Source organism: Mycoavidus cysteinexigens, assembly GCF_003966915.1.
Taxonomy (GTDB): Bacteria; Pseudomonadota; Gammaproteobacteria; order Burkholderiales; family Burkholderiaceae; genus Mycoavidus; species Mycoavidus cysteinexigens.
Genome location: NZ_AP018150.1, coordinates 2,359,643 through 2,383,678 on the forward strand (window position 1 = coordinate 2,359,643; position 24,036 = coordinate 2,383,678).

Consider the following 24,036-nt stretch of genomic DNA (forward strand, 5'->3'; position numbering starts at 1 on the left):
CGCGTCCCACAACCGCACCGTCTTGTCATCACTGCCTGAAGCGATCTGCGAACCGCTCGGCGAATACACCACGCTAGTAACCCTGTCTGTATGTCCTTCTAAGGTGTGCCCAAGGGCTCTGCTGTACGCGTCCCACAGCCGAACCGTCTGGTCATAACTACCCGAAGCGATCTGCGTTCCGCTCGGCGAATACACCATGCTCAAAACACCGGAGGTATGTCCTTTTAAGGTGTGCTCAAGGGCTCCGCTATGTGCATCCCACAGCCGCACCGTCTTGTCATCACTGCCCGAGGCGATCTGCAGGCCGCTCGGCGAATACACTACGCTATTAACATTGAAGGTATGTCCTTTTAAGGTGTGCTCAAGGACTCCACTGTGCGCGTCCCACAGCCGAACCGTATTGTCCTTACTGCCCGATGCGATCTGCGTTCCGCTTGGCGAATACACCACGCTAGTAACCCAGTTTGCATGTCCTTTTAAGGTGCGCACAAGGACTCCGCTCTGTGCGTCCCACAGACGTACCGTATTGTCCTGACTGCCCGAGACGATCTGCAAACCACTCGGCGAATACATCACGCTAGTAACATCCCAGGTATGTCCTTCTAAGGTGTGCACAGCCGCACCGCTTTGCGCGTCCCATAGACGCACCGTCTTGTCATCACTCCCCGAGGCGATCTGCGAACCGCTCGGCGAATACACCACGCTTCTAACAGCGGAGGTATGTCCTTCTAAGGTGTGCACAGCCGCTCCGCTTTCCGCGTCCCACAGACGCACCGTATTGTCATAACTCCCCGAGGCGATCTGCAATCCGCTCGGCGAATACACCACGCTCCTAACAGAGGAGGTATGCCCTTGTAAGGTGTAGATTTTTTCCCAATTCGAGGTCATATACACGCTGATCTTACCGCTTTGAAGCCCTACCGTGCAGTTTTTTCCATCCGGTGAATATGCGCAGGACCATACCTCGCTCTCTTCATGAAGAGTCGGCCATTCGCCAAACTGCACTCCAGTCATCTGCGCGCCGCTTAAATTCGCCTCGCGCAGCCAGCTCGCCCTAAGAGTCGTCTTTCTTAAATCTGCCCCTTGCAACTGAGCTGAATCGAAGACCCCCTCACTCAGATCCGCACCAGGAATTTGGATGCCTTTCAGATCGGCGCCATTGAACTGCACCCCCGCTCTGACTAATATTGTGATCGCATTGGCCGCCGCCTTGCGCATCCTTGCGTCGGTTTTGGAACGCTCGATTATCGCTAACAGCTGTTCCTTAAACGTTGACTCTTGCTGAACGCGATCAGTCAACAAGCGCACAACACCCAGATCCCCGATCCAATCCTTGGGTGCTAACGATACGTCTCGCACCATTCGACGCGGCAGAATCCGTTGGTTTTCAAAACTATAGACGGAAGCGTTGCTACCACGGCGGGAACTAGAGGTCGATGCTATGCATTCATCAAACGACTCAAGCAACTCTCGCGCTACAAAATATTCCAGCAGCGATTTATGGATAAAACGGTATTCAGTGCCACTTCGGATCAACGGCCACGCTTCCCGTAGCAGTTGATTTTCTTCTTCTCGACCGAAAAAGGTATCCTTCCAACTTCCCTTGTCTTTACGCAATGAATACTCAACAACCGGTTTACCTGCATTCTCTGTATATAGGTGCACCGCCAACTCTTGCGCAAACGCGATACCATGCTCGGCAAAATCATCATCGGACAATTCTCTAAAAATCTCTCTTTTGGTTCCCGTTAATCCTTGCGTGCTTAAGCGCTGCTGGTTACGCTCGAACCATTGTTTGACAAACTGGTCATACAGGTTCATCCGTAACTGGATCGCCGATCCCGCTTTCCCCTTTTTTTCAACGTACGGCAACGCTTCGAGCACCACCCGCAGCAAAAATGGGTTGCTAATTAAGTCTTTTAAATTAGATTGTTGGGAGAAAGCTTCTTGGTAGGCTTGCGCCGTCCAGCCCTTCGGAGTGTGTGCCACATATTTTTTTAGATATCGATCGCTCTCTTCTTTTGAAAACGGCAGAACCACGACTTCTTGAAACGCCGTGTCTTTGTCCTTCTCAATCGGATTTGGTTGAAAGCGGCTTTGATAGTCCCGGCCCAGATATTCGCTGCGACAACTGATCACCATCTGACCCTGCCAGCCGTCAGACTGGTTGATGGAATTGCTCACATACAGATTCTGCGTCTGACGTATCTCATCATAACCGTCTAAAATAAAGACAAACTTTTCTTTCTTTAATTTCTGAATCTGTAATTCTGACAGCCCTCTTTTCTTTAACGCTTTGGCGATGAGATCGTGCTCAGGCTTGTCAATACTCGGCAGAGATATAAACAGCGGAATCGCATCGTCTTCTTTTTTGTGCTCCCATAATTCCTTTTCTAAGCAGCGGTTAAAGGTGGTTTTGCCCGCCCCAGAGTCTCCCGTCAACAAGATCACTTTTTTATCTTTTAGAAAGGCTTGAACTTGGGGTAAGAGGCCAAAGGTTGTGCTCTCCCCATTAATACTCGCTTGGCAGCGCGGTTCAACATAAAGCTTTAGGGTCTCTTGAAATGCCTCATTTTGTGTTAAAGCTACCGAATACTGTTCCTTCAGCGCGGCTCTAGGGTCGGCACGGAACACCTGCAACTGTTCATGTTCTTGCTGCACGGTGGAGGCCAGTTGCTTGTGCAGCGTTGTCCGTATGTCGTCGAAGATACCGTCTAAGAGTTCCGCAAATTCTAGCTTGCCAAAATTTAAATCACTCTTTAAACGGGATATAACATTGCTGTGTCCCGTCCAAAATTTGTCCAGAAACGTTTTAGCTTCATCGCTACCCGCTAACAGCCGCTCGATCACCTTAAACAGCACACCATGTGAACCTTGGTTCAGATAAACTTCTTCCCCCTTTTGGACTTGCCAATCAAAGCGCAGAGGATCTTCCATCCGCACCGTCGTCGATCTAATAAAATCTTTCAGGCAGTAGTCATAGCTATTGGGCGTTAATGAAACCGGGATAATCCCGTGCTGACCTTCGCGATACTTTGCGCGAATTTCCAAAAAGGCCATTTCCGTCAATACATGATGAAAATCCACCATATATTTTTCCTCTTCGGAAAATTTTTTGACTACCTCACGTAAAGCTGTAGTACCCTTTTGTTGGTTGTCTTGATGATAGGCTTCTCGATCTTTTTCATAGGCTATTTTAAGCTCATCGCAAAACTCTTTATAGGATTGTCCTTTTAGGTAGCTTCCTAAGACATCAGAACAACACACGATCACCTTATCGACCGGCTTCACATCCGCTCGCAACTGATGGGGCAGTAAACAGAGCTGATTGGTTAAGATGTCTTCTAGCTTGCCATCCTCTTTCAGATTTTCATCCGAGTTTGAATACGCTTGCCCTATCGGCGTTTGATCCGAATAGAGCGTTACGCCTCGGATTTTTGATAAATGATTGATTAAATATTTAGACGTAGAGGCCTTCGCTTCTCCGTGCGCTGCATTGTCATGGGCATACACTAGAAACAAGCTAGGTTTCTTGGAAACCTCTAAGGAGCTTAGCGTCAATAGCGCCTTTTTAAAAAGGTAATCCACCAACTCACTTTTTTCTTGGGCAGAGGCAACAGGTTGCTGCAAAAGCATTGAGGCAGCCGGGACAGCCTGAGCCAAAGCCGACACGCTTGAGTAAGCGCTATGTCCTGATGGAAAGGATTGCGAAACTTCCACACGATGTTTGGCTTCAGCGCGCCCCCATATTCCAGCCTTGATATAGCTAATTCTTGCTTTTTCAAATAAATTTAAGCCCTCTAGCACTTCCCCACGTTCGAAATAAGCATCGGCCATCATGGTTCGCAATGTCTCATCTACTAATGTTTGGGGATCTCGCGCTTTCCTCAAGGCCTCTTTTACGCTTCCAAGCGACTTCAATGTATCTTTCACCTGATTGTATAGGGGCAGCGCTGCATCCAAGTGTCCTTTTTCCCTCTCAGTGCGAGCTTGGCCTAAATAAAGTTCAGCGACATTCCGCGTGAAAGTTTCTGGTAACGCTGAGTGAGATACTTTCCCTAACATATTTATTCTCCATTTTCTTTAATGTGATTTCATTAGATCGGATCGAAGCTACTTGAGTGTGCACCGCTAGCGCGATTTTGCCATCGCCTATGGTCGATACAAATTGCGCAAAAGCTAAATTGAAGCTGAGTCCGGCCGGCCTAACATATCAACCGGAGTAAATAAAATTTAACGGATGCTAGTGTAAATGCTCTAGAAAAACAAGAAAAACGTTTTTATAATTCCCCAGGTACAACATATTGTCACCGGAAGGAAGATTTGCACAATATATTGTTGGCTAAGATGTTTGGTCAACGCTTATGCTGCAGTTGCACTGCCATTTTTCGTGCTGTATTTTCAATATATAGGCAAAAAAAATTTAACAAAATATAGTAGACAAAGGTACCTGGGGAGTTACACGGTAAGTTAAGTGTATTTCGGGGTCGCTATGGATGGCCGTATAGCGGCATAAAAAATTAACCAAGTAATCATGTAAAGCTCCATTTTTACGTTCCGCAAAAAAGACGACATTCAAATCCATTAAAGGCCTAAATCGCCTGTTTACGAGCTAATTGCGGAACAGATTTTTGCTTAACTCTTTGATTTTTCTATATTTAGCGAGAGCCTTTTAATCCGTTGATCGCTGGTTTAAGTATCTATTTATTGAAGTCATCTAGTACCTATCGACATGGACAATAACAAACACTTAAATAGAATAATTTTCACTGACAGCATAACGAGTGCCACAAGCTCAATGTAGGCATTTCAGTAGGTATCAAAATTTAAGTACGCGTTTAACCTTTATAGATACTTGGTATGTGGCTCCTCTTTCCGGCACCATTTGTCATAAATGGTGGTCACAAAATCCTTTTGCAAAACCCACTCGTAACACATGCAAAATGTTTAATGGTGGCGGACTTCATGTCAGTTTAAGTTAATTCCAACACCTTCTTAACTAGTGCATCAATTCCTTGGGCAACCCCTGCTATTGATGCGTCTTCGCGCATATACCCGGGCGTCGTCACTACTTTGTGCTGACTGTCTACCACCATCGCATCCGTCGCGCAAATCACATGCTGCCCTCCCGCCTTCTCAATCATTGCTGCCAAATGACTGTCATTGCCAATAGTCAGGCGCACAGGTTGATCGGTCAGATTTTTGAATAATTTAGGGAGGAGTGCCGGAGCAATGCAGATGAATCCAGTTGGTTTGCCAGCTTTATACATTTTCTGTATTAGTTGACTAAGCTCTGGCTCAATCAAACAATCGCTTCCCTGCGTAGCAAAGTCGCTCAAATTTTTCGCCACCCCAAAGCCACCGGGTAAAACTAGAGCATCTAACGCTGTAGGATCAGCGTCAGCAAGGGCGCTGACTTTACCGCGAGCGATGCGCGCCGACTCTACTAAAACATTACGCTTTTCTGTAGTCGTTTCACCAGATAAGTGGTTAATCACATGAAGTTGCTGCTTATCTGGCGCAAAACAAATAGCCTGCGCGCCAGCACGTTCTATGGCGAGTAAAGTTAATACGGACTCATGTATTTCGGCGCCATCGAAAACCCCACAACCACTTAAAACCACGCCAATTCGTTTCATCGCGTCTCCCTTTTGATACCCTGTTCAGTATAGAAGGTTATTTCTATAAGTGAATTTTATTTATAAAACCAGGTATTCAATACTCCCTATGCCGGCACCCATCAAAAAGACGAGCCTGGTTCGCGTAGGAATGCCTCTTCTTCGGCACTGGATACTCGCCCCAAAATAGCATTTCGATGCGGATAGCGGCCAAATCGCATAATCACTTCTGCATGCTTGAGAGCCCAAGTTAAAGGAGCACTTAGACCGGTTTCAGACTTAAGCGCCTCGAACAAGCGCACCGATTCACGCTGGCCATGCACAGACTCATCGTGCTCAAACGGCAGATACACAAACCAACGGTGATACGGCGTTGGCAAACAACGATCTTCGGCGCCACCCACCAGCGTCAGCGCAACCTCAAGCGCATGCGCATCAGAGGCAAACGCGCGTGGCGTGCCGCGAAATAGATTACGCGAAAATTGATCCAGCAAGACGATCAAAGCACATGCGCCCAATGGCGTGATGGCCCAGCTATCGCATTGCCCAGCCATAGCTCTTTCATGCACGGCCAAAAATCGGCTGCGGATCGCCGCATCTATTTCATCAGATTGGCTAAACCATAAGGTACGGTCACCGCCATATTCTGCCGAGCCTGGCGCGCCAAACCAAAAATCAAGTATCTCACGCGCATCGGGCGCAAGTATTGCCCGCTCTTGTATGGTTTCTTGAAGGAATTGCTCCGATTTAGCATTCATCGTATTTAAAATTAGCCAGTGAAGTTAGATTGAATGTTATTACGACCAGATTATTATTCATATAAGTCGGAGCATACTCTACTCCATAGACTTGCACCTGTATAGCCGGACGCAAGGCCCCACTTAGGCTAATCCATTTATCTGAGACGCTTGAGTTCACGCGTGAAGAGGTCGTGCAAAGCACGGTGAAGAAATAGGGCACTTGTAATGCTCAAGCTTTAACGCTGACGCAACCTGCCGCTAGCAAAAATGCGCAAGCTAGATGCGGCCAAAGTGATTAATAGCTAAAGCAAAATAAAATAGAGGGGAAAAAATCCCCCTCCATCAAGCACGTCAGTTGATGTCAGTGCGTGACTGTAGCAAGTCGTTCTTGAACGTAAGCTGCAAAACGTGCGTGCAAGCGTGTTGTAGGGTGCACTTCGTCTGCAAACATATAAGTTTGATCGGCATTTGGCACTGCATACACTTGGGGCGAGCAAAAGAGCGAGCTATTATAAGGAGGGGACAAATTACAGGCGACGGCCGTATTACTTACCACGAAACCCTCTGCTTGATAAGAAGCGAGTATCCGATTAAAGAAGCTAAACGCATCAACCGTAATGATGGCATTAGTTACTTCTGGCTGATGTGCTCGCAGCACCTGCGCCAGCGTATCATTAAATAACACCGTCAATTGCGTCAATGCTACGCCACTATCCGGTCTAGTTAAACCCAGTGGCGTTTTACCGACATCGGATACATTAACCACAACCACTCGGCGCCCCCCTGCTTGAACAATAGACCCAGCCAATCCAGCAAGCTCACTTGCTGCCGTCCTCACGTTATCAGCCGCCATAGCCGGGGTAATTTTATTTTCAGCTACCGCTCTTTCATTTATCTTGATGTCGTTACCACCACCATTCAGCAGAATAATTTGATTGGGTTTAAAGTTGCCATGGGTCGCTAGAAAACTTTGAACTTGAGCCGCCACCGGCAAGGTGATCGCACCCGCGTTATTGGGCAGATTGCCTTCACCCGCAGGATCGGCTACCCGAGAACCTCCTTGCGCATAACCGTAGCCATCAGGATTGGCTTTAATCGGCACACCAAAACCGCCGGTAAACGCTGGATTGAGCGTAGCGCCGTAGTAATTCGCCACCACCTGCGTCCATACTTGCCCCGGGTTGGTGGTAAAACGCCCACCTCCAAATTTTGAGGCCATCGGCGCATATGTCCCGACATCTGACAAGCTATCGCCAAATGATATGATTTGATAACGGGTAGCAGGCGGATTGATAATGTCATCAGGCATTTTTCCATCTCCTCCGCCACACGCCGCAAGCACCATTGGCACAGCAAGCGCCAGGGCACCTAATGCACGCCGCAAGCTTTTTCCGTTGCTGATTTTTTTATGCGTCCGCGCCACCTGCGGACACGCCGTTGAGTTATCAAAAGCACCATGCTGGTAAAGATCGTGATTCATATTTGCAAAGCCACACTCAACAAATTGATGAACCGGTTAGCCAACAGAGGCCTTCCCGGAGGACGGTGATGCATAGTGCTCATCACGTGCCATGTCACGGTGAATAGGGCAGCTATATGGCCCAATTATTGGATTTGTAAGTTGGCTTTACAGATAGCGCCCGAAGAATTGTGGCGAAAGGCGTAGCAAGGAAAAGTGAGCGGCTGTTGCAAAACGTAACGAGCCAAGATGAATAACAGCATTTGCCCTGCTAAGCAGAACGTAGCTTGCAGGTTTTTGCGGCAATAGATTGTTTAAGTCGAATATGGGTTGCGATTAGGCAATTGATTCAGGTGACAGATAAGCGAAAAAATACGCTATCTCGTTAATGCGGTCTTTGGTAGACCCATTCAAGGAGGGCATCATGAGCTGCCTGCGCAGCGGGTGCGCGTGGATCATTAATCATACTGACAACAATATAGCTAGCGCCGTTTGCTGCGCTTACATAACCCGCTATAGCGCGCACCTCATTAAGCGTACCGGTTTTGATACGCGCTCGTCCCACCAGCGGCGTATTCAGCAAGCGATGGCGCATGGTCCCATCCACTCCCACAATCGGAAATGACTCTACAAAAGCTTGAGCCACTGGACTTTGATTAGCCGCCCGTAACAATGCGGCTAATGAGCGAGCGCTGATGCGCGCCTCATTTGACAGACCGGAACCATTAGAAATAAAGAACTCAGGCATTACAAGGCCCGTGCGGCGCAGCCATTGTTTAATCGCCCCGACTGATTTGGCGAGATCCGCTGGCGGCTTAACGCTTTGTGCGCCAATCGTCAAAAAAAGATTATTCGCCATCGAGTTATTTGAAAATTTATTTATATCCCGCACAATCTCAGCCAACACCGGCCCTTTATGCAATCCAACAAGCCTTGCTTCGCTCAAATACGGCCCTTCGCGCACATGTCCGCTGAAGGTCCCACCTGATTGCCGCCATAAAGCCAGAAAGCCTCTCGCGAAAAACTGGGTATGATCTAACACTGACACACTTTTCACACGCGTCCCACAAGCCAATGGGTATTCGCCAGAAAACGCTACGCGCGTGCTGCCGTCCGCTGCAAACTGCACGGCCGGAACAACCGCAGCAGGCCAACCAGCACATAAGCCCGGCGTGATGCGCAAAGTATCGGTAATATATAATTGCTCAAACGGGGGCGTAGCACTAATTAGCATTTTCCCATCGGCTTGTGGCGTGAGCGTGAAGGTTAGCGATTTAAACGCATATAACAAGGGGTCCGGATTCACTTTATACGGCGCATTCGCATTTTCATCAAACCACTTAACGTAGCGTGTCGAGTCGGCGAAATAACTTTTATCTAGCACCAGGTCGCCCTCAATCCTCACCACCCCAGCCTGACGGATTTGTTCAACTAGATCAATTAACTCTTCGGGAATCAGTTTAGGATCGCCACTGCCTTTGATATATAAATTGCCTTGTAATACGCCATTTTTGAGTTCGCCATCAACATAGGCTTTTGTCTGCCAACGAAAATCTGGACCGAGTATAGAAAGCCCTGCGAAAGTCGTCACCAGCTTTATTGTCGATGCGGGAATCATGGCCCGCCTGGCGTTCACCGAGAGAATCGGCCGCGCTGCATCAATGCGTTCGACCACCACGCTCATGGAGGATGGCTTCACGCCCGCCTGCCGCAAAGCGGCGCGCACAGTAGGGGGCAAGACGCCAGCAGTAATTACAGAGGCTTTTTTGGGAGTGGAGCGCGCATGCACATCAGCTATATTTATAATTGCGCCTAAGCAAATTGACGCAAACATAAGAGCCACGCGACACATATCTCGGGCCGCCAGCGGCAATCGATGTAGAATAGAAAATAGCATAATCAAAATGACAAAGCTTCGCTTCAGCGAAAGCTATAAAGACTAGCAGCAGCCTAATGCAAAAAACCTTTAGGCGCAATTAAAAGACTTCGTGCAAAAATTTAAGCACTGGGCAGATGCAAGCATCTCCTAGTAAAATACAGTTTAAAGGCGATTATTCTTAATATTTGTTTATTATTCATATTATATTTCTCATGCCAATCAAGCCTACTTACCGCTCAAAAGCCAACTGGGGCACTGCCATTACCTTGATCGCCGCTCTCGGCATTTGTTTAGGAAGCCATAACGTGCTGGCTCAGATTAAGCAAGCGGATTTCACTGGTCTGCCGCAAGAACAGCGCCAAGGCGACGTCAAATTTATTTCAGGCGGGGTTGGGCTTAATGAATCAGAAGCCATCCGCAGAGAAGTCGAGCACTGGCCACTTGGGCTGCGTTTTAGCAGTCCAAATAGCGACTATCTAACTGGGGTGCGTGTTTATATTACAGATACCCATGGTGGTGAAATACTACAAGCTGATTCACGCGGCCCCTATATGTTGGTGCGCCTACGTCCGGGACGCTATATTGTCCATGCGCGTTATCAAGAAAATGAACAAACCCAGCCGATTGAAGTAAGTGGCAAAGGCGCAAAGCGCATGGCTTTTTTATGGAGCACTTGGGATTAAAGATTTTCTTGAGAGCAGGTGTTGCGCAATAATAATAACGCTCACGATTCCGACAAGTTAAAGGCTGCGGCAGCCCGACCCAGGCGGTCATTGAGCGCCGCCCACTCCGGTTCGGCCGGTAGTTGTTCGATCAAAATACGCTCTGCATCCGTATTTTCCAACGTGCGCAGCAGGCTATATAACTCATGCGCATAAGCATGTGGCTCTTCAGCGGCCGCAATAATACGCACTTTGGCGCACTGCGCCCACTGCATTGCACACCGTTCAGCTAAACGCGCCCGCGCAATCACCACAACCGGTTGATCTTGAGTGCGCATTCTCAGCGCGTGCATAATCTCATCTGCAGTGAATAAAGCGAGTGGGATACGCGGCGCATAATGCGCGCGTAGCGTACCTGAAACACGTGGCGCGCTCTCGCCACTCTTTGCATGCAAAGCTTCTTTTCCTTCTTTTGCGTGTACTGCGTTGAGCTGCATAGGCAATTGCGGCATTTCCCCCAACACCTCAGCGAGCTGCTCCGCACTGATGCCTCCGGGGCGCAACAGCGCTGGAAACCCCCGCGATAAATCTAAAATTGTCGATTCAATCCCGACTGCGCATGCCCCACCATCCAGGACGGGTACGGTAACTCCGAATTCATCGTATACATGTTGGGCGCGCGTTGGACTGACGCGGCCAAAACGATTAGCGGACGGTGCTGCCACGCCCCCTTGCCCACGCTTACGTTTGCCGCCCGGCCCACGAAAAGCGCTTAACAACGCCTGCGCCACCGGATGCGCAGGGCAGCGCAGTCCAATTGAAGACTGACCACCGCTTACCGCATCTGGAATATGGGCAGCGCGTGAGAGAATCAGAGTCAGCGGCCCCGGCCAAAATGCATCAATCAATGCACGCGCGCTCAACGGAAGCGCTCCGCTTACCCAGTAAGCAAGATCTGCATCGGGAGCCAGATGCACAATCACCGGATGATTCAGAGGTCGGCCTTTAGCCGCATAAATTCGCGCAATTGCCGCCGGGTTCTCCGCATCAGCGCCAAGACCGTAGACGGTTTCAGTTGGAAACGCAAGCAACTCCCCTCTTTCAAGCAAGTGAGCCGCATGCGCAATGCCACTTTCGTCAACGGGCAAAGCGGTAGGCGGGCAACAACCCGAATCAGGCAGAGTGAGTTTGGGCAGAAAGTTATCGTGCACGGACGAAACCTCCTAACTTAAGTCGGAAAACAAAATTGAAAAAAACAGTTAACACAGTATTACAAATAGAAAAAGCCATGGTTAGTCCACAATAACATGAATTCTACTTCCAGCGGTGTCTGTGAGAGGTGGGCGAAATTTAACCAAAGTAAGCTGTTAGCTATCAATTTACTACAAAATGACGATTACTCTAAATGCAAGCTCATTAGCACTGAAATTAACAGTCTGATAGATGTGCTGATCAGTAGTGGCAGTTGAACCATAGACATTCAGCACATACAGTAGAACGAAATGATGAAATTAAGTAAACAAATCATGTACGAGCGTAGTATTGCCAAAGACCAAACTTATGACGGACAGTTTTTCACTGGCGTGCTTACTACCGGCATTTACTGTTTGCCATCATGCCCTGCGCGCAAACCTAAATTTGACAATGTACGCTTTTTTGCTACTGAAGCGGAAGCAATTGCTACGGGTTTACGCGCCTGCAAACGATGCCGCCCGGACCTTTTCGCGCGCGGCAAGCGTTGGGATGAAGCTCTATATGAAGGCTTAATCGAACGGGTGCGCGCTGAGCCTAGCGCATTTAAGGATATGCATAGTCTCGCCGCAACAGCTGGCATTGGCATCACAAATTTAGCGGATCTTATTCGCACGCATGCCCATCTAACGCCGGCGGCGTTATTGCGCCAAGAACAAGTCACTTTCGCGTGCCAACGTTTAATTGATTCAAATGAGCGGGTGATCGATCTAGCCCATGAAGCCGGTTTTGAGAGCGAAGCCACCTTCCATCGGCAGTTTCTGGCTACGACCGCAATGACGCCAGGCGCCTATCGGGCTTTACGCGAAACAAAAAGTTTTTTATTGCAACTACCGGCAGATTTTCGGGCGCTTGATGTGCTCCGATACCATGGACGAGATAGCGAGGGCGCATTTGAACAAGTCTGCGGTCAACAAATCTCTATTCCACTCAGACTCAACAACCTATTAGTGAAGCTCAAGTTCACTCTGCAAACACCAGGCGCTTGGTGCGAGGTTGAATATGATGGCGCCCCTGCGCCGCAAACCATGGTTAAAGCACATGTTATCGCTATGCGCATGTTAGGTTTATATAGTGACAGTGCCAGTTTTGAGGCAAGGGCCAATAAACAAGAATATGTGCGCACGCTCGTTGCAAATCACCGCGGCCTACGCATTCCTCTAGCGCCAGGCGCTTTCGAGGCGCTTGTATGGGCCATCATCGGACAGCAAATTAATCTAGCTTTCGCGGTACAACTGCGGCGCGCCCTGATCAAACACGCAGGTGACCCAGTGGGCGCAGGCGGACAATATACGCATCCATCACCCGAACGCATTGCTGCGATGGATCCCTCTGAATTAACCGTGTTACGTTATTCACGCTCTAAAGCAGAGTACTTGATTCATGCTGCGCAAGCCATTTGCTCCGGGCAATTACCATTAGATCGCTTAGCGCAAGGCTCAGCTCAAGTCGCGGACCGAACTTTACGCAAGGTTCGCGGTCTAGGGCCGTGGACCACGCACTACACTTTAATGCGCGGTTTAGGATTAGCCGATTGCATGCCGGCCGGCGACAGCGGTTTGGCGACAGGATTACAACGCCTGCATCAATTACCCCAGAGGCCAAGCGCAGAACAGATGGCAGCCCTCATGGCCCCCTTCGCCCCGCATCGCAGCCTCGCTACCTGCCATGTTTGGGCCAGCTTAGCGACTCAAGCATAAGGAGAAATACCATGCAACCTCAAACGTATTATTTTGGCGGAACATTTTCCACGCCATTAGGACAAATGACGGCTATCGTTACAGCCGAAGGCGCTTTAGCGCGGCTGGCATTCGCCGGAGAAACCCGAGCCGCGCGCCGTTTACTGCAAGGGGTTGAGGTCGAATGGCAAAACGCCAAGACAGCCTTTGTCCAACAGCAAATTGAAGAATATTTTTTGGGCCACCGAACAGAATTCGACTTGCCGCTTGCGCCATTAGGTACGTTTTTTCAGCTTCGCGTTTGGCGGCAGCTCACCGCTATTCCGTACGGTACAACCCTGAGTTATGGCGCGCTAGCCCGCATCCTAGATTGCCCAACAGCAGCACGCGCAGTAGGCGCGGCCAATGGTGCTAACCAAATTGCTTTGGTGGTTCCTTGCCATCGAGTGATTGGTGAAAATGGCAGTTTGACGGGCTACGCCGGGGGGTTGAATATCAAGCAGGCCTTACTTACGCTAGAAAAAATGCCGCGATAACCCGTATCAGCCAATACCAGACGCACATCATCAAACGGCCCTCTACGATCTGTGGAAACCGGGGGCGGGTGACTGCCTCCAGTCACCCGGTGGGTCCGGTCGGAGAGCCGACCGGCTAACTTTAGAGGCTTGCGAAGCCGCGCTCGATTTCTCAAGTCAGCACACCCAGAGGGGAAGGCTCATACGCTGACGGCACTGGCCTTTACCGATTGTCAATTAAGTAGAGCCGGCTGTGCTGCCCGGGTATCGACCGTCGTGCGGTTTGCCGCCAGCTTGAGTTTAGAGGCCACGGATCCCATGCTGATGAGCGTCTTAGCTGCCCCCTTAAAACTTAAAGACGGAATCGGCTTACCCACAGCCCCGCGCTGCGCTAAAAGCTGCTGGTTTGCATGGCTTAAGCCATGTACATCTTGAATAGAAGTATTCGTCACAGTCAGCACATCATGGGTTGAACTCCAGCTCAAACGCACGTTGCACTGATCGCCCTCTTCTATAATCTGCCACAAGCGAACGGATTTATCAGCACAGCCGGTCACCAAATAATTGCTGTTGCCGACCTCTTCGTCACTGGCCTCTTTCCAGGCGACGCTATAAACTGCCCCACCAAACGCTCGAATCACCATCCGACATTGCCCCGAGGACACATCCCATAGACGCACCGTACTGTCACGACTGCCAGAGGCAAGCTGCTGGCCGTTGGACGAATACTTCACGCTTAACACATCGCCGGTATGGCCACTTAAGGTATGACTAAGCTGACCGGTTTGCGTATTCCACAGTAATACCTGTTTGTCATCCGCGTAGGTGGCGAGCTGCTGACCACTGAGCGAATACACCATACTTCCATGCACGCCCATATTACGGTTTAACGCGTGCCCGTTTAAGGTGTGGCTGAGATGACCGGTTTGCGCGTCCCACAGATGGACTTTATTGTCCTCATCACCGGATGCAATTTGCTTGCTATCGGGCGAATACACGAGGCTATAAACCTTGCCGGTATGTCCACTTAAAGTATGGCTGAGCTGACCGGTTTGCGCAGACCACAGACGCACACCGGCACTCCAATCGCCAGAGACGATCTGCTGGCCGTCGGGTGAATACGCTACGCTCCAAATCATATTGTGATGCCCGCTTAAAGTCTGGCGGAGCGTACCGGTTTCCGTGTCCCACAGACGCACTGTCCGGTCAGAACTGGCGGAGGCAATGCGCTTGCCGCTCGGCGCATACACCACACTATTAACCGGACCGGTATGTCCGCTTAAGGTGTGGCTTAGTGCACCCGTTTGCGCGTCCCAAAGCAGCACTCTATTGTCCTCATCTGTCGAGGCGATCTGCTGGCCGTTGGGTGAAGGCACCACGCTCGAGACCCCGCTGGTATGCCCAATTAAGGTGTGGGTGAGCCGGCCAGTGTCCACGTCCCACAGCCGCACCGTCTGATCCCAACTGCCGGAGACAATCTGCTGGCCTTGCAGCGCATACGCCACGCTCGAGACCCCGCTGGTGTGTCCGTTTAAGCTGTGGCTAAGCTGGCCCTGCTGTCCATCCCACAGTCGTACTGTCTGGTCACGACTGCCGGAGGCGATTTGCTGCCCATTGGGCGCATATGCCACGCTACAAATTTCGTTGGTATGCCCGCTTAAAGCCTGGCTGAGCTGACCGGTTTGCGTGTCCCACAGAAACACCTTATCGAAATCATCTTTGGAGGCAATCTGCTGGCTGTTAGACGCATACACTAGGCTCTTAATCGCGCTGGTGTGTCCACTCAAGGTGTAGGTAGGCTGACCGGTTTGCGCGTCCCACAGCCGCACCGTATTGTCACGACTGCCGGAGGCGATCTGCTGCCCATTGGGCGCATACACCACGCTATAAACCTCGCGAGCATGTCCGGATAAGGTGTGGCGATGCTCACCCGTTTGCGCATTCCACAGCCGTACCGTCTTGTCAGAGCCGCCCGCGGCGATCTGCTGGCCGTCGGGCGAATACACCACGCTATAAACCGTGCCGGTATGTTCGCTTAAGGTGCGGCTGAGTTGACCGGTTTGCACATCCCACAGACGTATCGTACGGTCATAACCGCCGGAGGCAATTTGCTGACTATCGGGTGAATACCCGATAGTCAGAACGTAGTGAGTATGTCCGCTTAGGGTTTGGTGATGTTGGCCCGTGTGCGCATCCCATAGATGTACTACCTGGCTTTTAATGCCGGTAGAGGCGATCTGCTTGCCGTTGGGCGAATACATCACGCTACCCACTGGCTCGGTATGTTTGCGTAAGGTGTGACTGAGTTGACCGGTCTGCGCGTTCCACAATCGCACCGTTTTGTCGAAACTACACGATGCGATCTGCTGACCATCCGGCGAATACACCACGCTATAAACCTCATGAGTATGTTCGCTTAAGGTACGGATTTTTTTCCAGGTCAACGTTTCATACACACTGATTGTGCCGTTGCCCAGGCCCACCGCACAGGTTTTCCCATCCGGGGAATACGTGCAGACCCGGACCAGGCTCTCTTCTTGCAGAAAAGGCAATTCACCAAACTGTGTGCCCGCCATTTTTGCGCCGGTCAAATTGGCCTGGCGCAGCCAACTATTACGCAGTTTAACCTTCCTTAAATCCGCCCCTTGCAATTGCGCCGAATCGAATACACCCTGATTCAGATCAGCGCCTGGAATCTGGATACCCTGTAAATCTGCTCCATTAAACTGCACGCCCGCCCTAACCAATATAGTGATTGCATTAGCCGCGGCCTTGCGAGCTTCTTTGTCGTTTTTAGAGCGCTCAATGACCGCGTGCAGCTGTTCGTTGAACAGGGGCTCCTGTTGTACACGCTCGGCGAGAAATTGCAAAATGGAGGGTTCGTTGACAAAACTCTTCTTCCACAAAGGTGAATCAAGCAAGGGCTGATCAATGGCCGCTGCGGCGGCTTCCACAGCAGCTTGGCTATCAAAGCTCCAATCAGAACTGACACTGCCGCGACGGCTCGAGGCTTGCGTCAGGGCTACTTTGCGCGCGCGCTCCCCATCTTGGGGCTCAAAGATCGCACGGGCCACGCCGTATTCCAATAGCGACCGATGGATAAAACGGAACTGATTGCCACTGCGCGTTAGTGGATTGGCTTCACGCAGCAGGTGCTTGTCGTCTTCCCGACCAAAAAATTTTTCTTTCCAGGTCCCTTGATCTCTAAAGTGCGAATACTCAACGACTGGGTTCCCTGCTTGCTCTTGATAGATTTCAGCCGACAAGTTTTTTAAAAAGATAATACCATTTTGCGTAAAGCCTTCATCGGTCAAGCTTTCAAAGGCTTTCTTTTCTAATTCGGTTAATGTTTTAACTTCCAAGCGTTTTTTACCACGCTCTAGCCATTGCTCCACAAACTGGTCGTACAGCGCCACCCGGGTTACCCGGACCGTAGAAAACGTTTGGCCTACATCCACCATGCGAGGCAGCACCTCTAAGGATAAGGTTAAAAGAAAGGGATTCTTCACTAAGTCTTGTAAGTGAGGAATCTGCTCAAGTGCTTGTTTGTAATCTTTCGCCTGCCAGAGTGGCCTACTCACTGCCACATATTGCTTGATGTACTCGTTAATCTTTTCCTTTGAAAACGGTGCCATTACCGCTTCCTGAAATAGCGCTGACTTGGCCTGGTGATTGCGCTCCGTCGGCTGAAAGCGGCTCCGATAATCAAGGCCAATATATTCGCTGCGGCAGCTGATGACCATCTGCGCCTGCCATTCTCCTAGCTCATTCAGCTGATTACTCATATATAGATTATGAGTTTGCTGACTCTCGTCATAGCCATCGCAAATTAAGACGAATTGATGACGCTCCTTTAATTCCCTAATCTGGGACTCAGTAAAACCCACTTTGCGTAAGTGTTTGGGAATCAGATCCTGCTCCGGCTTATCGATCGCGGGCAAGTTAATAAAAAGCGGAATGCTTTGTTTTTTCTTGGGCGTATAGGCGCGCCATAGGTCCTTTTCGAGCATCCGGTTAAAGGTCGATTTACCTGAGCCGGAGTCCCCTAAGAGCAGCATTACCTTTTGCGTACTATCGAGAAATTCGTTGACCTTAGCCTTTAGATCGAACAGCGTCTTATCTGATGCTTTCAGGCTGGGTTTGGCCTGTGGGGAGATATACACGGTGTCGCCCCGTTCTTGCAAGCGCTGACGTCTGAGCTTACGTAAATCGACTTCGACATCGGGCTTATTCTGAACGCGGTCTAGTAGAGAGGAAGAAGCCGATAGAGGCAGCACCACGTTCAGCGGATACTGGCTGTGAGCTTCCTCCTGGCACTGTGTGTAGAGTGCTTGTTTCTCGGCATCCTCAGTCTTTTCTAACTTAATAAGCATGGTTTTGGCTGCCGCAGCACTCACAGACCTCACCGACTTATCGGATAAGTGGAGCAGGATCTTAATGATCCATTGCTTTACTTCAGTCTGCTGGCCCCACTCTGTATCGTTGATATAGATCTCGCTGAGAAAGTCTAAAGCACTTTGACGCGTGTCAGGGTCCCATAGCGGATTCGCCGCTATTTGGCCTAAGCGTTCGCATACCCCCCATTGAAAGGCAGGATGACGTCGGCAGGGTATGGTGCGCACTAAGGCTTCAAATTCTGTGAATAGACCATTTTGAAGCAATATATCACTACCGCGCAGTTCTCTATACCAGGCTTCTTTGCGGGTAAAACTGAATCCTGCTTGTAAGCTTTCGCGCAAACTCAAACCACTCTCAACCAGCGGAACCAAACTATCATACCCGTCCTTCATAATCTTCAAGGCTTCTACCACGTCCGCAACGCCCTGTTGAATATTCTGCAGCCCTTCGACAAAACCCTTCAGATCAAAGGCTTTGACGGCACTCACAGCCCCGGCGACCCCCCCTATTACCGTGCTGGTACGCCGCCATGCGGCTTCCCACGGCGTTTCATTATCGGGTACATACAGCAATGCCTGGGAGGCGTAGGCTGCTTTATAGAGCAGATAGGGGTCGTCGCTCGCTTGTAATCCGCCCAGAGAACCAGCAAGCGGCGCATGAAGTGTTTCGCGATCTAAGCCTGTGACCTGGCTATCGGCCATCGCATCCAATACGTTCGATACCGTGCGCGTTAGTTGATAAAGATTGTCCGTGGACTGCCCATGCGTTTCTTGTAAGCGGGTGTTTAAAAGGTTTAATATTTTGACTAAATCATCCGGCTTTAAGGCGCTGCGAGCGGCACTTTGAATCAGTCGAGCCAGCCCTTCTAGCAAATGGAAATCCAGCAAGAGGGGCTGATTAACACCTTCCACAAACGCTGCCAACAACTTTTGAAAGTTGTCTGGTTTCAGCGCTGGGGCGATACACAAAATTTCAGCGACAGTCTCTTCATCTTTGAGTTCGTCATTGATGAAGGCGCGGATCAAATCGGTGGTGAGCGTGTGCAGTCGCTCTCGTTCTTCAGCATTGCTGGCGGTGGCCTGTGACCAAAGACGTTCTGTTTCGCTAGAGGGTGCAGCTTCTAAAAGGTTTAGGCAATACGCGAGCTGAGCTGTGCTCGTGAAACGGTCGTCCACTTCGGGAAGCTCATAGTTGGCGACAGGCTGAGACACGTCCTTAGCAAAAAGCTTGAGGGCAATCTGTGCCGCGTCAAGGCCCGGGTTTTCTTGGCTCAGCAAAGAAGGAGAAAGAGAAGGAATAGCGAAGGAAGCAGCGGGAGAAAGGAAGGCGCCTTTGATCGAGCCAAACGTGCTGCTGGGGCGTGTGGCAGGAGCCAATTTGCTTGGCGCGTCGACATGGCCCCAGGTTTGGGCTTTCTCATAACTGGCCTTCGCCTTATCGAGCTTGCCCATTGCCTCGAGTACCTCGCCGCGCTCTAAGTAGATGGCCGCAAGGTCATCCCGCAGGGCTTGGTCTTCTGGCGTCTGTGGGGCTTGTGCTTTTCTGAGCGCATCTTTCACTTGAGATAAAGGCTTCACATGGCGCTCGTCAGCGACTTTAACCAATGAGGCCTTTGCATGCTCATACAAGATAAAAGCGGTTTCCGGATGTCCCACCTCCTTATGATATCGACCTTCCTTCAAATAGCTTTGAGCGAGCTCTAGATTGACGGGGGCAGACGCTGCGTGTGTGAGTCTGGACAACATAGAATTTCCTTTTTATTTTTTGCTATTAAGTACTGTAAAGCAGGGCTTATTTGAGCCAAGCCGCACTGATGATTTTTGGCAGTTTTCGCTAGAGCCAAGTAAGTCAGAAGCATAATGGCTAGCGCATAATGCATGGACTCTTTAGTCACCAGTCCGGAGCGCAAAGGAGTATATCAACACTTTTCCGATGCTGTCATCCATTCATTGTTGTGATCGACATCGCCGGGGATGACGCGATTGCTTGTTGTACTTCGAAAAATGACAGCTAGCTAGTCTGGCATGGTGTAGTCATCACGATCTGATCACGATGACTACACCCTCCCCTAAGGCTACATGACTAAACAACTCTTTTGTTGATTTCGTGCCTCTTCTACAACTTGTTGCGCTTCAGCTTCGCTCTTAAATACTCCCTGATACGGGCGGGTACGTGCCTCCAGCGGTGAGCCGAATCGATAGCCGTAAACACTAGGACGCACCTGCTGAGACGGGAGATACAATCCTGCACCCGGTTCCTCCGCCTCCACCTTGACGCCTGGTTCGGAGAAAAATCCTTGAACACTCCGGCCGCCCGGTGAAGTCCGCCCCGACTCGTCCGCTTTCGGCTGACTCAAGCGTGCATTCGCCTCCCCCATCATCAGGGCCAATATCACCCTTTCTTGAGAGGATAGCATATCGACACCCCCTGTTTTCAGGTAATCCATCACGCGGCGCGCACCATACTCCGCTAGCGTCTGAATATCTTGGGTGTGCCAGGCTTGTCCTGAGAATACAGGCTGCCAGCAACGGGCCGCATAGTAGGCCATTTCTTCTACCTGCTGCTGGATGCCGGCACACACGCGCAGACTTCTTGACTTCTGCTCAGGATCTGCAATGCGTTGGGCACTCGCCTTTTGATCACTGTGCGGTTCGCTGAGCAGTTTCGTCACCGCCTGCACGATAGCTGGCAGATCAACCGTGTCGGAGGCTCCGAGCGTGGCATTGAATTCGATTCTGGGTAATGCACGTGATACTGCCTCGATCAGCCTTTCTGCCAACGCGACTTTATTTTTGAGCAGCTTTTCTCCATTTGCTCGTTGCAGCAGCTGAATCATTTGATACAGCTGCTCTTCTTGGAATTGTTTGGCAAAGAGGAGAGCATGCTTGTTCTCTGGCGCGTCCAAATTAATCCGCTGCGCCAAGGTGTGGTACCACAGCGCCTCTTGCTGAAGCTGCAGCGTCCGTTTTTCTTCCTGAGTTTTTTCCTGAACTTCGAGCGCCGCAATTTTCTGTGTGAGTTCGGCTTGCTGTGCTTCTAGGACGGCTTGCTCTGTTTCGAGGACTGCTTTTGCATGCTGCTGCCATAACCAGGCATAGGCCGTCGCCTCGACGACCTTAATCTGATCGCGGGAAATGAGTTTCGGCGGCACACTGCAGGCGATCAACTGGGCCTCACAATACGCTGTCAGGCTTGCCTGGGTCTCCCAGCTGGCCGTTTGGACATCAATTGGGTCCTGTGTGACCGTCTGCTGGTGTTGTAGCAGTTTTTGTTCTATTTTGAGGCCCAAGACTTTTGTCACCGGCTGAAAGGCTCCTATCTGTATGGGTAAGGCTTGGTCAACGAAGAGTTTAGCCAAAGCCCAATACTCCGCTTCGTAAAACGCTCGCGCTAGATTGAAGTAAGCACGGCCTTGTCTTTCTCGACGCTTGCCGTCGTAAAGGAGAATCTGGCAGGTATGGGTCATACCGGCTTCAAAATTCCCTCCCGCCAGATAAGCCTCGCCAAGGTAAATAGACAGCATTCCCAATGCTTGGTGCTGGTTTGCCGTCTCGTGTCTTAAGAAAATACGGTGAGTCTCATACAGCGCATCGATCGCAGGTTGATAATTCCGCTCAGCCTCCGGCCGAGCATCTTCTAATTCTTTCTGGATAATCCCCTGATCAATCAAAATCTCCGCGCGCACACGTTCGTTGAATACCGCTGGATATCGATCAAACCATCTCGTTAATTCATCAAACCTTTCAAGCGCATCAACTAAACGTCCCTGCTTGCGCAACGCTCGCGTCAGATTGCGTAGCGTATATGCAACCGCCTCTGGATTACCCACTGGACCCAAATTGACTTGAATGGCGTAACTCTTCTCAAAATTCTGAATCACTTCCACGGCAACCTGGCCGCGTGGAACCAGCTGCGAAGCAAGGGTCCCCTCTTGATACAGATATTCTTCCGCATACAGTTTGAGTAATAAGGCCTCTTCCTGACTGGTCTCTTGCTGAGCGATAGACAAGGCAAAGTCCTCTGGCCGCTGTTCAAAGTGCGCGAGTTGTTCCTTGGGCAAACCCTGCTTAAAGAGGCGCTGGGCCGCTTGCAGACAATCATAGGCTAGCTGTAGCTCACCGTGATGTAGGTAATAGAGTCTGGCTAGGCTGCTACCCAACGTCAGCACTTGGTGCAGTAAGGGCGAATCCTTAGCAAAGGAAAATTTAGCACAGGTCTCAAAAACCAGCGTATGGACCAGATCAGTATAGGGCTTTAAGTCCTCTGGCTTGTTATGACGACCATCTGAGCTTTCGTTGTCCGTCAAATAATTGAAAACCTTAAACAGTCGCTGGATGTTTTTTCCAATCAGCGGAAGTTGTTCTGACAGATATCGTTTTTGCACCACGTTTAGGAAGGCCGGATTAAGCTTGAGACTGTTAGTCGCCTGATCGATATCCATCATCTCGAGCTGCTTCTGAGACAACATCTGAATGGCGTCTTGAGCAACCTGTTCATGGCTAAAAAAGGCAAAGGGGATGCGGGGTTCTCCCAGCCAGGCCGCCTGTTTAATAATAGTCAGCGCCCGCGCTGTAATCGGATTCGTTACCGCTTCGGCTTCTAGTGGCCCTAGAGTCGTCTGCGCGATCTCACGCAATAAGATATCTCGCACCGCTTGGTGTTGCTCAGATTGCGCCAAAAAGTCGGCAAAATTCTTAAAACCCAATATCGTAGCTTGGTAATGTCGGCACAACGCCTGAATGACCGCTGGAAATCCCTCTGTCATCCGAATCACCTGAGCAAAATCACACGTGTCGAGCGGCTCTTGCGGCAGGCACTGTTGCACTAAATCCTTCGCTTGCTCCGAGGTAAAAAGGCTTAGGGGCAGAGAGTCAACGTCTCGCTCTAAGCGTTGTTTGAGCTTATCGGTCAATGGTTCGGCTGTTGTATAAATCAATTGACCGGACCAAAAAGACGGCTTCAGCCAAGTCAAGGCAAGATCGACATTACTCGGCGTAAGTCCGTCCAAAATCAATAATGAACGAGGATGTTGCTGCACATAGTTTGCCACTTGCCGTAGGGCTGTTTGCGGCCGTAGATTGCCGTAACCGAGCGCGTAACCAATGGCTTGGATATCTGCATGAGCACGGTTCACACTGCTGCAGTCAATCCAGGCCAGCAAATCGTAAGACGCAAAAAACGCATCAGGGCGCGGCTGAATCAAGCGCTGAAGCAGCGTGGTTTTACCCACACCAGGCAGGCCGATAACTTCAATTAGGGCTTTGGGCTGATCCTTTAGCAGCTCGAGTAATTGGGCTGATTCTTCTCGAAGAGCGTAAGGTTCTGGACGAATCGGTAGCTTACCAAGGGAAAATCGGGGACCGGATGACGCCAGCAAGCGGGTCAACTGCTCCAACGCGTTAGCATGGCCCCAGCCTATTGCTTTTTGGTAATATGCTTGCGCTTGGTCAACCTGTTTGAGCTTTTCGAATACTTCCGCATGCTCAAAATAGGTAACAGCAATGCACTGCCTTAAGGCTGTTTGCTCCGGCGTCTCAGATTGATCGCGCTCGGTTATTTGGGCGTCTGGGTCTGACGGCGTCAAGCCCTGCTGCTTGGCCAACTCGAGCAGGGACACGGCCACCTGCTCATATAAAAGATTGGCCTGCTCGGGCCGCGCTTCATTGTGCGCGCGCGCTTGCTCCAAATCCGGCGCAAGCCTATCTAAGGCAAAAGGAAATAACGGGGTCTTCGGATAATGCGTGGAAATGTTTAACATGGGGTTAACCTTATTGCGCTTGTAGTTAATGGTTTGTATTGATCAACTGCAAGGAAATGTATAAATAATGTCCGAGT

The 24,036-nt window shown here is 50.3% G+C and carries 9 protein-coding genes; 3 read left to right on the top strand and 6 right to left on the bottom strand.

What is annotated here, in order from left to right; all coding sequences use genetic code 11:
• Positions 1-4,973: 4,973 nt before the first annotated feature.
• From elbB to dacB, 4 genes are all read right to left on the bottom strand, one after another.
• On the bottom strand, positions 4,974-5,639 hold the full coding sequence (gene elbB, locus MCB1EB_RS10010; RefSeq protein WP_045364659.1) for an isoprenoid biosynthesis glyoxalase ElbB: 666 nt from the start codon (positions 5,637-5,639) through the stop codon (positions 4,974-4,976).
• Positions 5,640-5,740: 101 nt separating this feature from the next.
• Complete coding sequence (locus MCB1EB_RS10015; RefSeq protein ID WP_045364656.1) at positions 5,741-6,376, bottom strand: DUF924 family protein; 636 nt, start codon at positions 6,374-6,376, stop codon at positions 5,741-5,743.
• Between the two features lie 343 nt (positions 6,377-6,719).
• Entirely contained in the window at positions 6,720-7,838 is a 1,119-nt protein-coding gene (locus MCB1EB_RS10020; protein WP_126354019.1) for an SGNH/GDSL hydrolase family protein, read from the bottom strand.
• A 364-nt stretch (positions 7,839-8,202) separates the two neighbouring features.
• Positions 8,203-9,714: a D-alanyl-D-alanine carboxypeptidase/D-alanyl-D-alanine endopeptidase gene (dacB, locus tag MCB1EB_RS10025; RefSeq protein ID WP_052393972.1), complete on the bottom strand. Its 1,512-nt coding sequence runs from the start codon at positions 9,712-9,714 to the stop codon at positions 8,203-8,205.
• Positions 9,715-9,908: 194 nt separating this feature from the next.
• On the opposite strand from dacB, the gene MCB1EB_RS10030 reads away from it, so the two are divergent.
• Positions 9,909-10,379, top strand: coding sequence for a hypothetical protein (locus MCB1EB_RS10030; RefSeq protein WP_081953603.1), 471 nt, complete (start codon positions 9,909-9,911; stop codon positions 10,377-10,379).
• Between the two features lie 41 nt (positions 10,380-10,420).
• Here MCB1EB_RS10030 and MCB1EB_RS10035 read toward each other — a convergent pair whose 3' ends face one another.
• On the bottom strand, positions 10,421-11,539 hold the full coding sequence (locus MCB1EB_RS10035; protein WP_045366283.1) for an L-threonylcarbamoyladenylate synthase: 1,119 nt from the start codon (positions 11,537-11,539) through the stop codon (positions 10,421-10,423).
• A 321-nt stretch (positions 11,540-11,860) separates the two neighbouring features.
• Here MCB1EB_RS10035 and MCB1EB_RS10040 point away from each other — a divergent pair, with 321 nt between their 5' ends.
• Together MCB1EB_RS10040 and MCB1EB_RS12555 are read left to right on the top strand one after the other, a co-directional pair.
• The gene (locus MCB1EB_RS10040) at positions 11,861-13,309 is read left to right on the top strand and encodes a DNA-3-methyladenine glycosylase 2 family protein (protein WP_045364653.1); all 1,449 of its coding nucleotides are present in this window, start codon (positions 11,861-11,863) and stop codon (positions 13,307-13,309) included.
• Positions 13,310-13,320: 11 nt separating this feature from the next.
• The gene (locus tag MCB1EB_RS12555; protein WP_052393966.1) at positions 13,321-13,824 is read left to right on the top strand and encodes a methylated-DNA--[protein]-cysteine S-methyltransferase; all 504 of its coding nucleotides are present in this window, start codon (positions 13,321-13,323) and stop codon (positions 13,822-13,824) included.
• A 6,451-nt stretch (positions 13,825-20,275) separates the two neighbouring features.
• Here MCB1EB_RS12555 and MCB1EB_RS10055 read toward each other — a convergent pair.
• Positions 20,276-23,959 (bottom strand): ATP-binding protein, encoded by a 3,684-nt coding sequence (locus MCB1EB_RS10055; RefSeq protein ID WP_045364649.1) that lies wholly within the window; start codon positions 23,957-23,959, stop codon positions 20,276-20,278.
• Positions 23,960-24,036 lie beyond the last annotated feature (77 nt).

Coding starts and splice junctions, on each gene's coding strand:
- MCB1EB_RS10055 (WP_045364649.1), bottom strand. CDS start 23,959: ATGTTAAACATTTCCACGCATTATCCGAAGACCCCGTTATTTCCTTTT.
- MCB1EB_RS12555 (WP_052393966.1), top strand. CDS start 13,321: ATGCAACCTCAAACGTATTATTTTGGCGGAACATTTTCCACGCCATTA.
- MCB1EB_RS10020 (WP_126354019.1), bottom strand. CDS start 7,838: ATGAATCACGATCTTTACCAGCATGGTGCTTTTGATAACTCAACGGCG.
- MCB1EB_RS10040 (WP_045364653.1), top strand. CDS start 11,861: ATGATGAAATTAAGTAAACAAATCATGTACGAGCGTAGTATTGCCAAA.
- MCB1EB_RS10015 (WP_045364656.1), bottom strand. CDS start 6,376: ATGAATGCTAAATCGGAGCAATTCCTTCAAGAAACCATACAAGAGCGG.
- MCB1EB_RS10030 (WP_081953603.1), top strand. CDS start 9,909: ATGCCAATCAAGCCTACTTACCGCTCAAAAGCCAACTGGGGCACTGCC.
- dacB (WP_052393972.1), bottom strand. CDS start 9,714: ATGCTATTTTCTATTCTACATCGATTGCCGCTGGCGGCCCGAGATATG.
- elbB (WP_045364659.1), bottom strand. CDS start 5,639: ATGAAACGAATTGGCGTGGTTTTAAGTGGTTGTGGGGTTTTCGATGGC.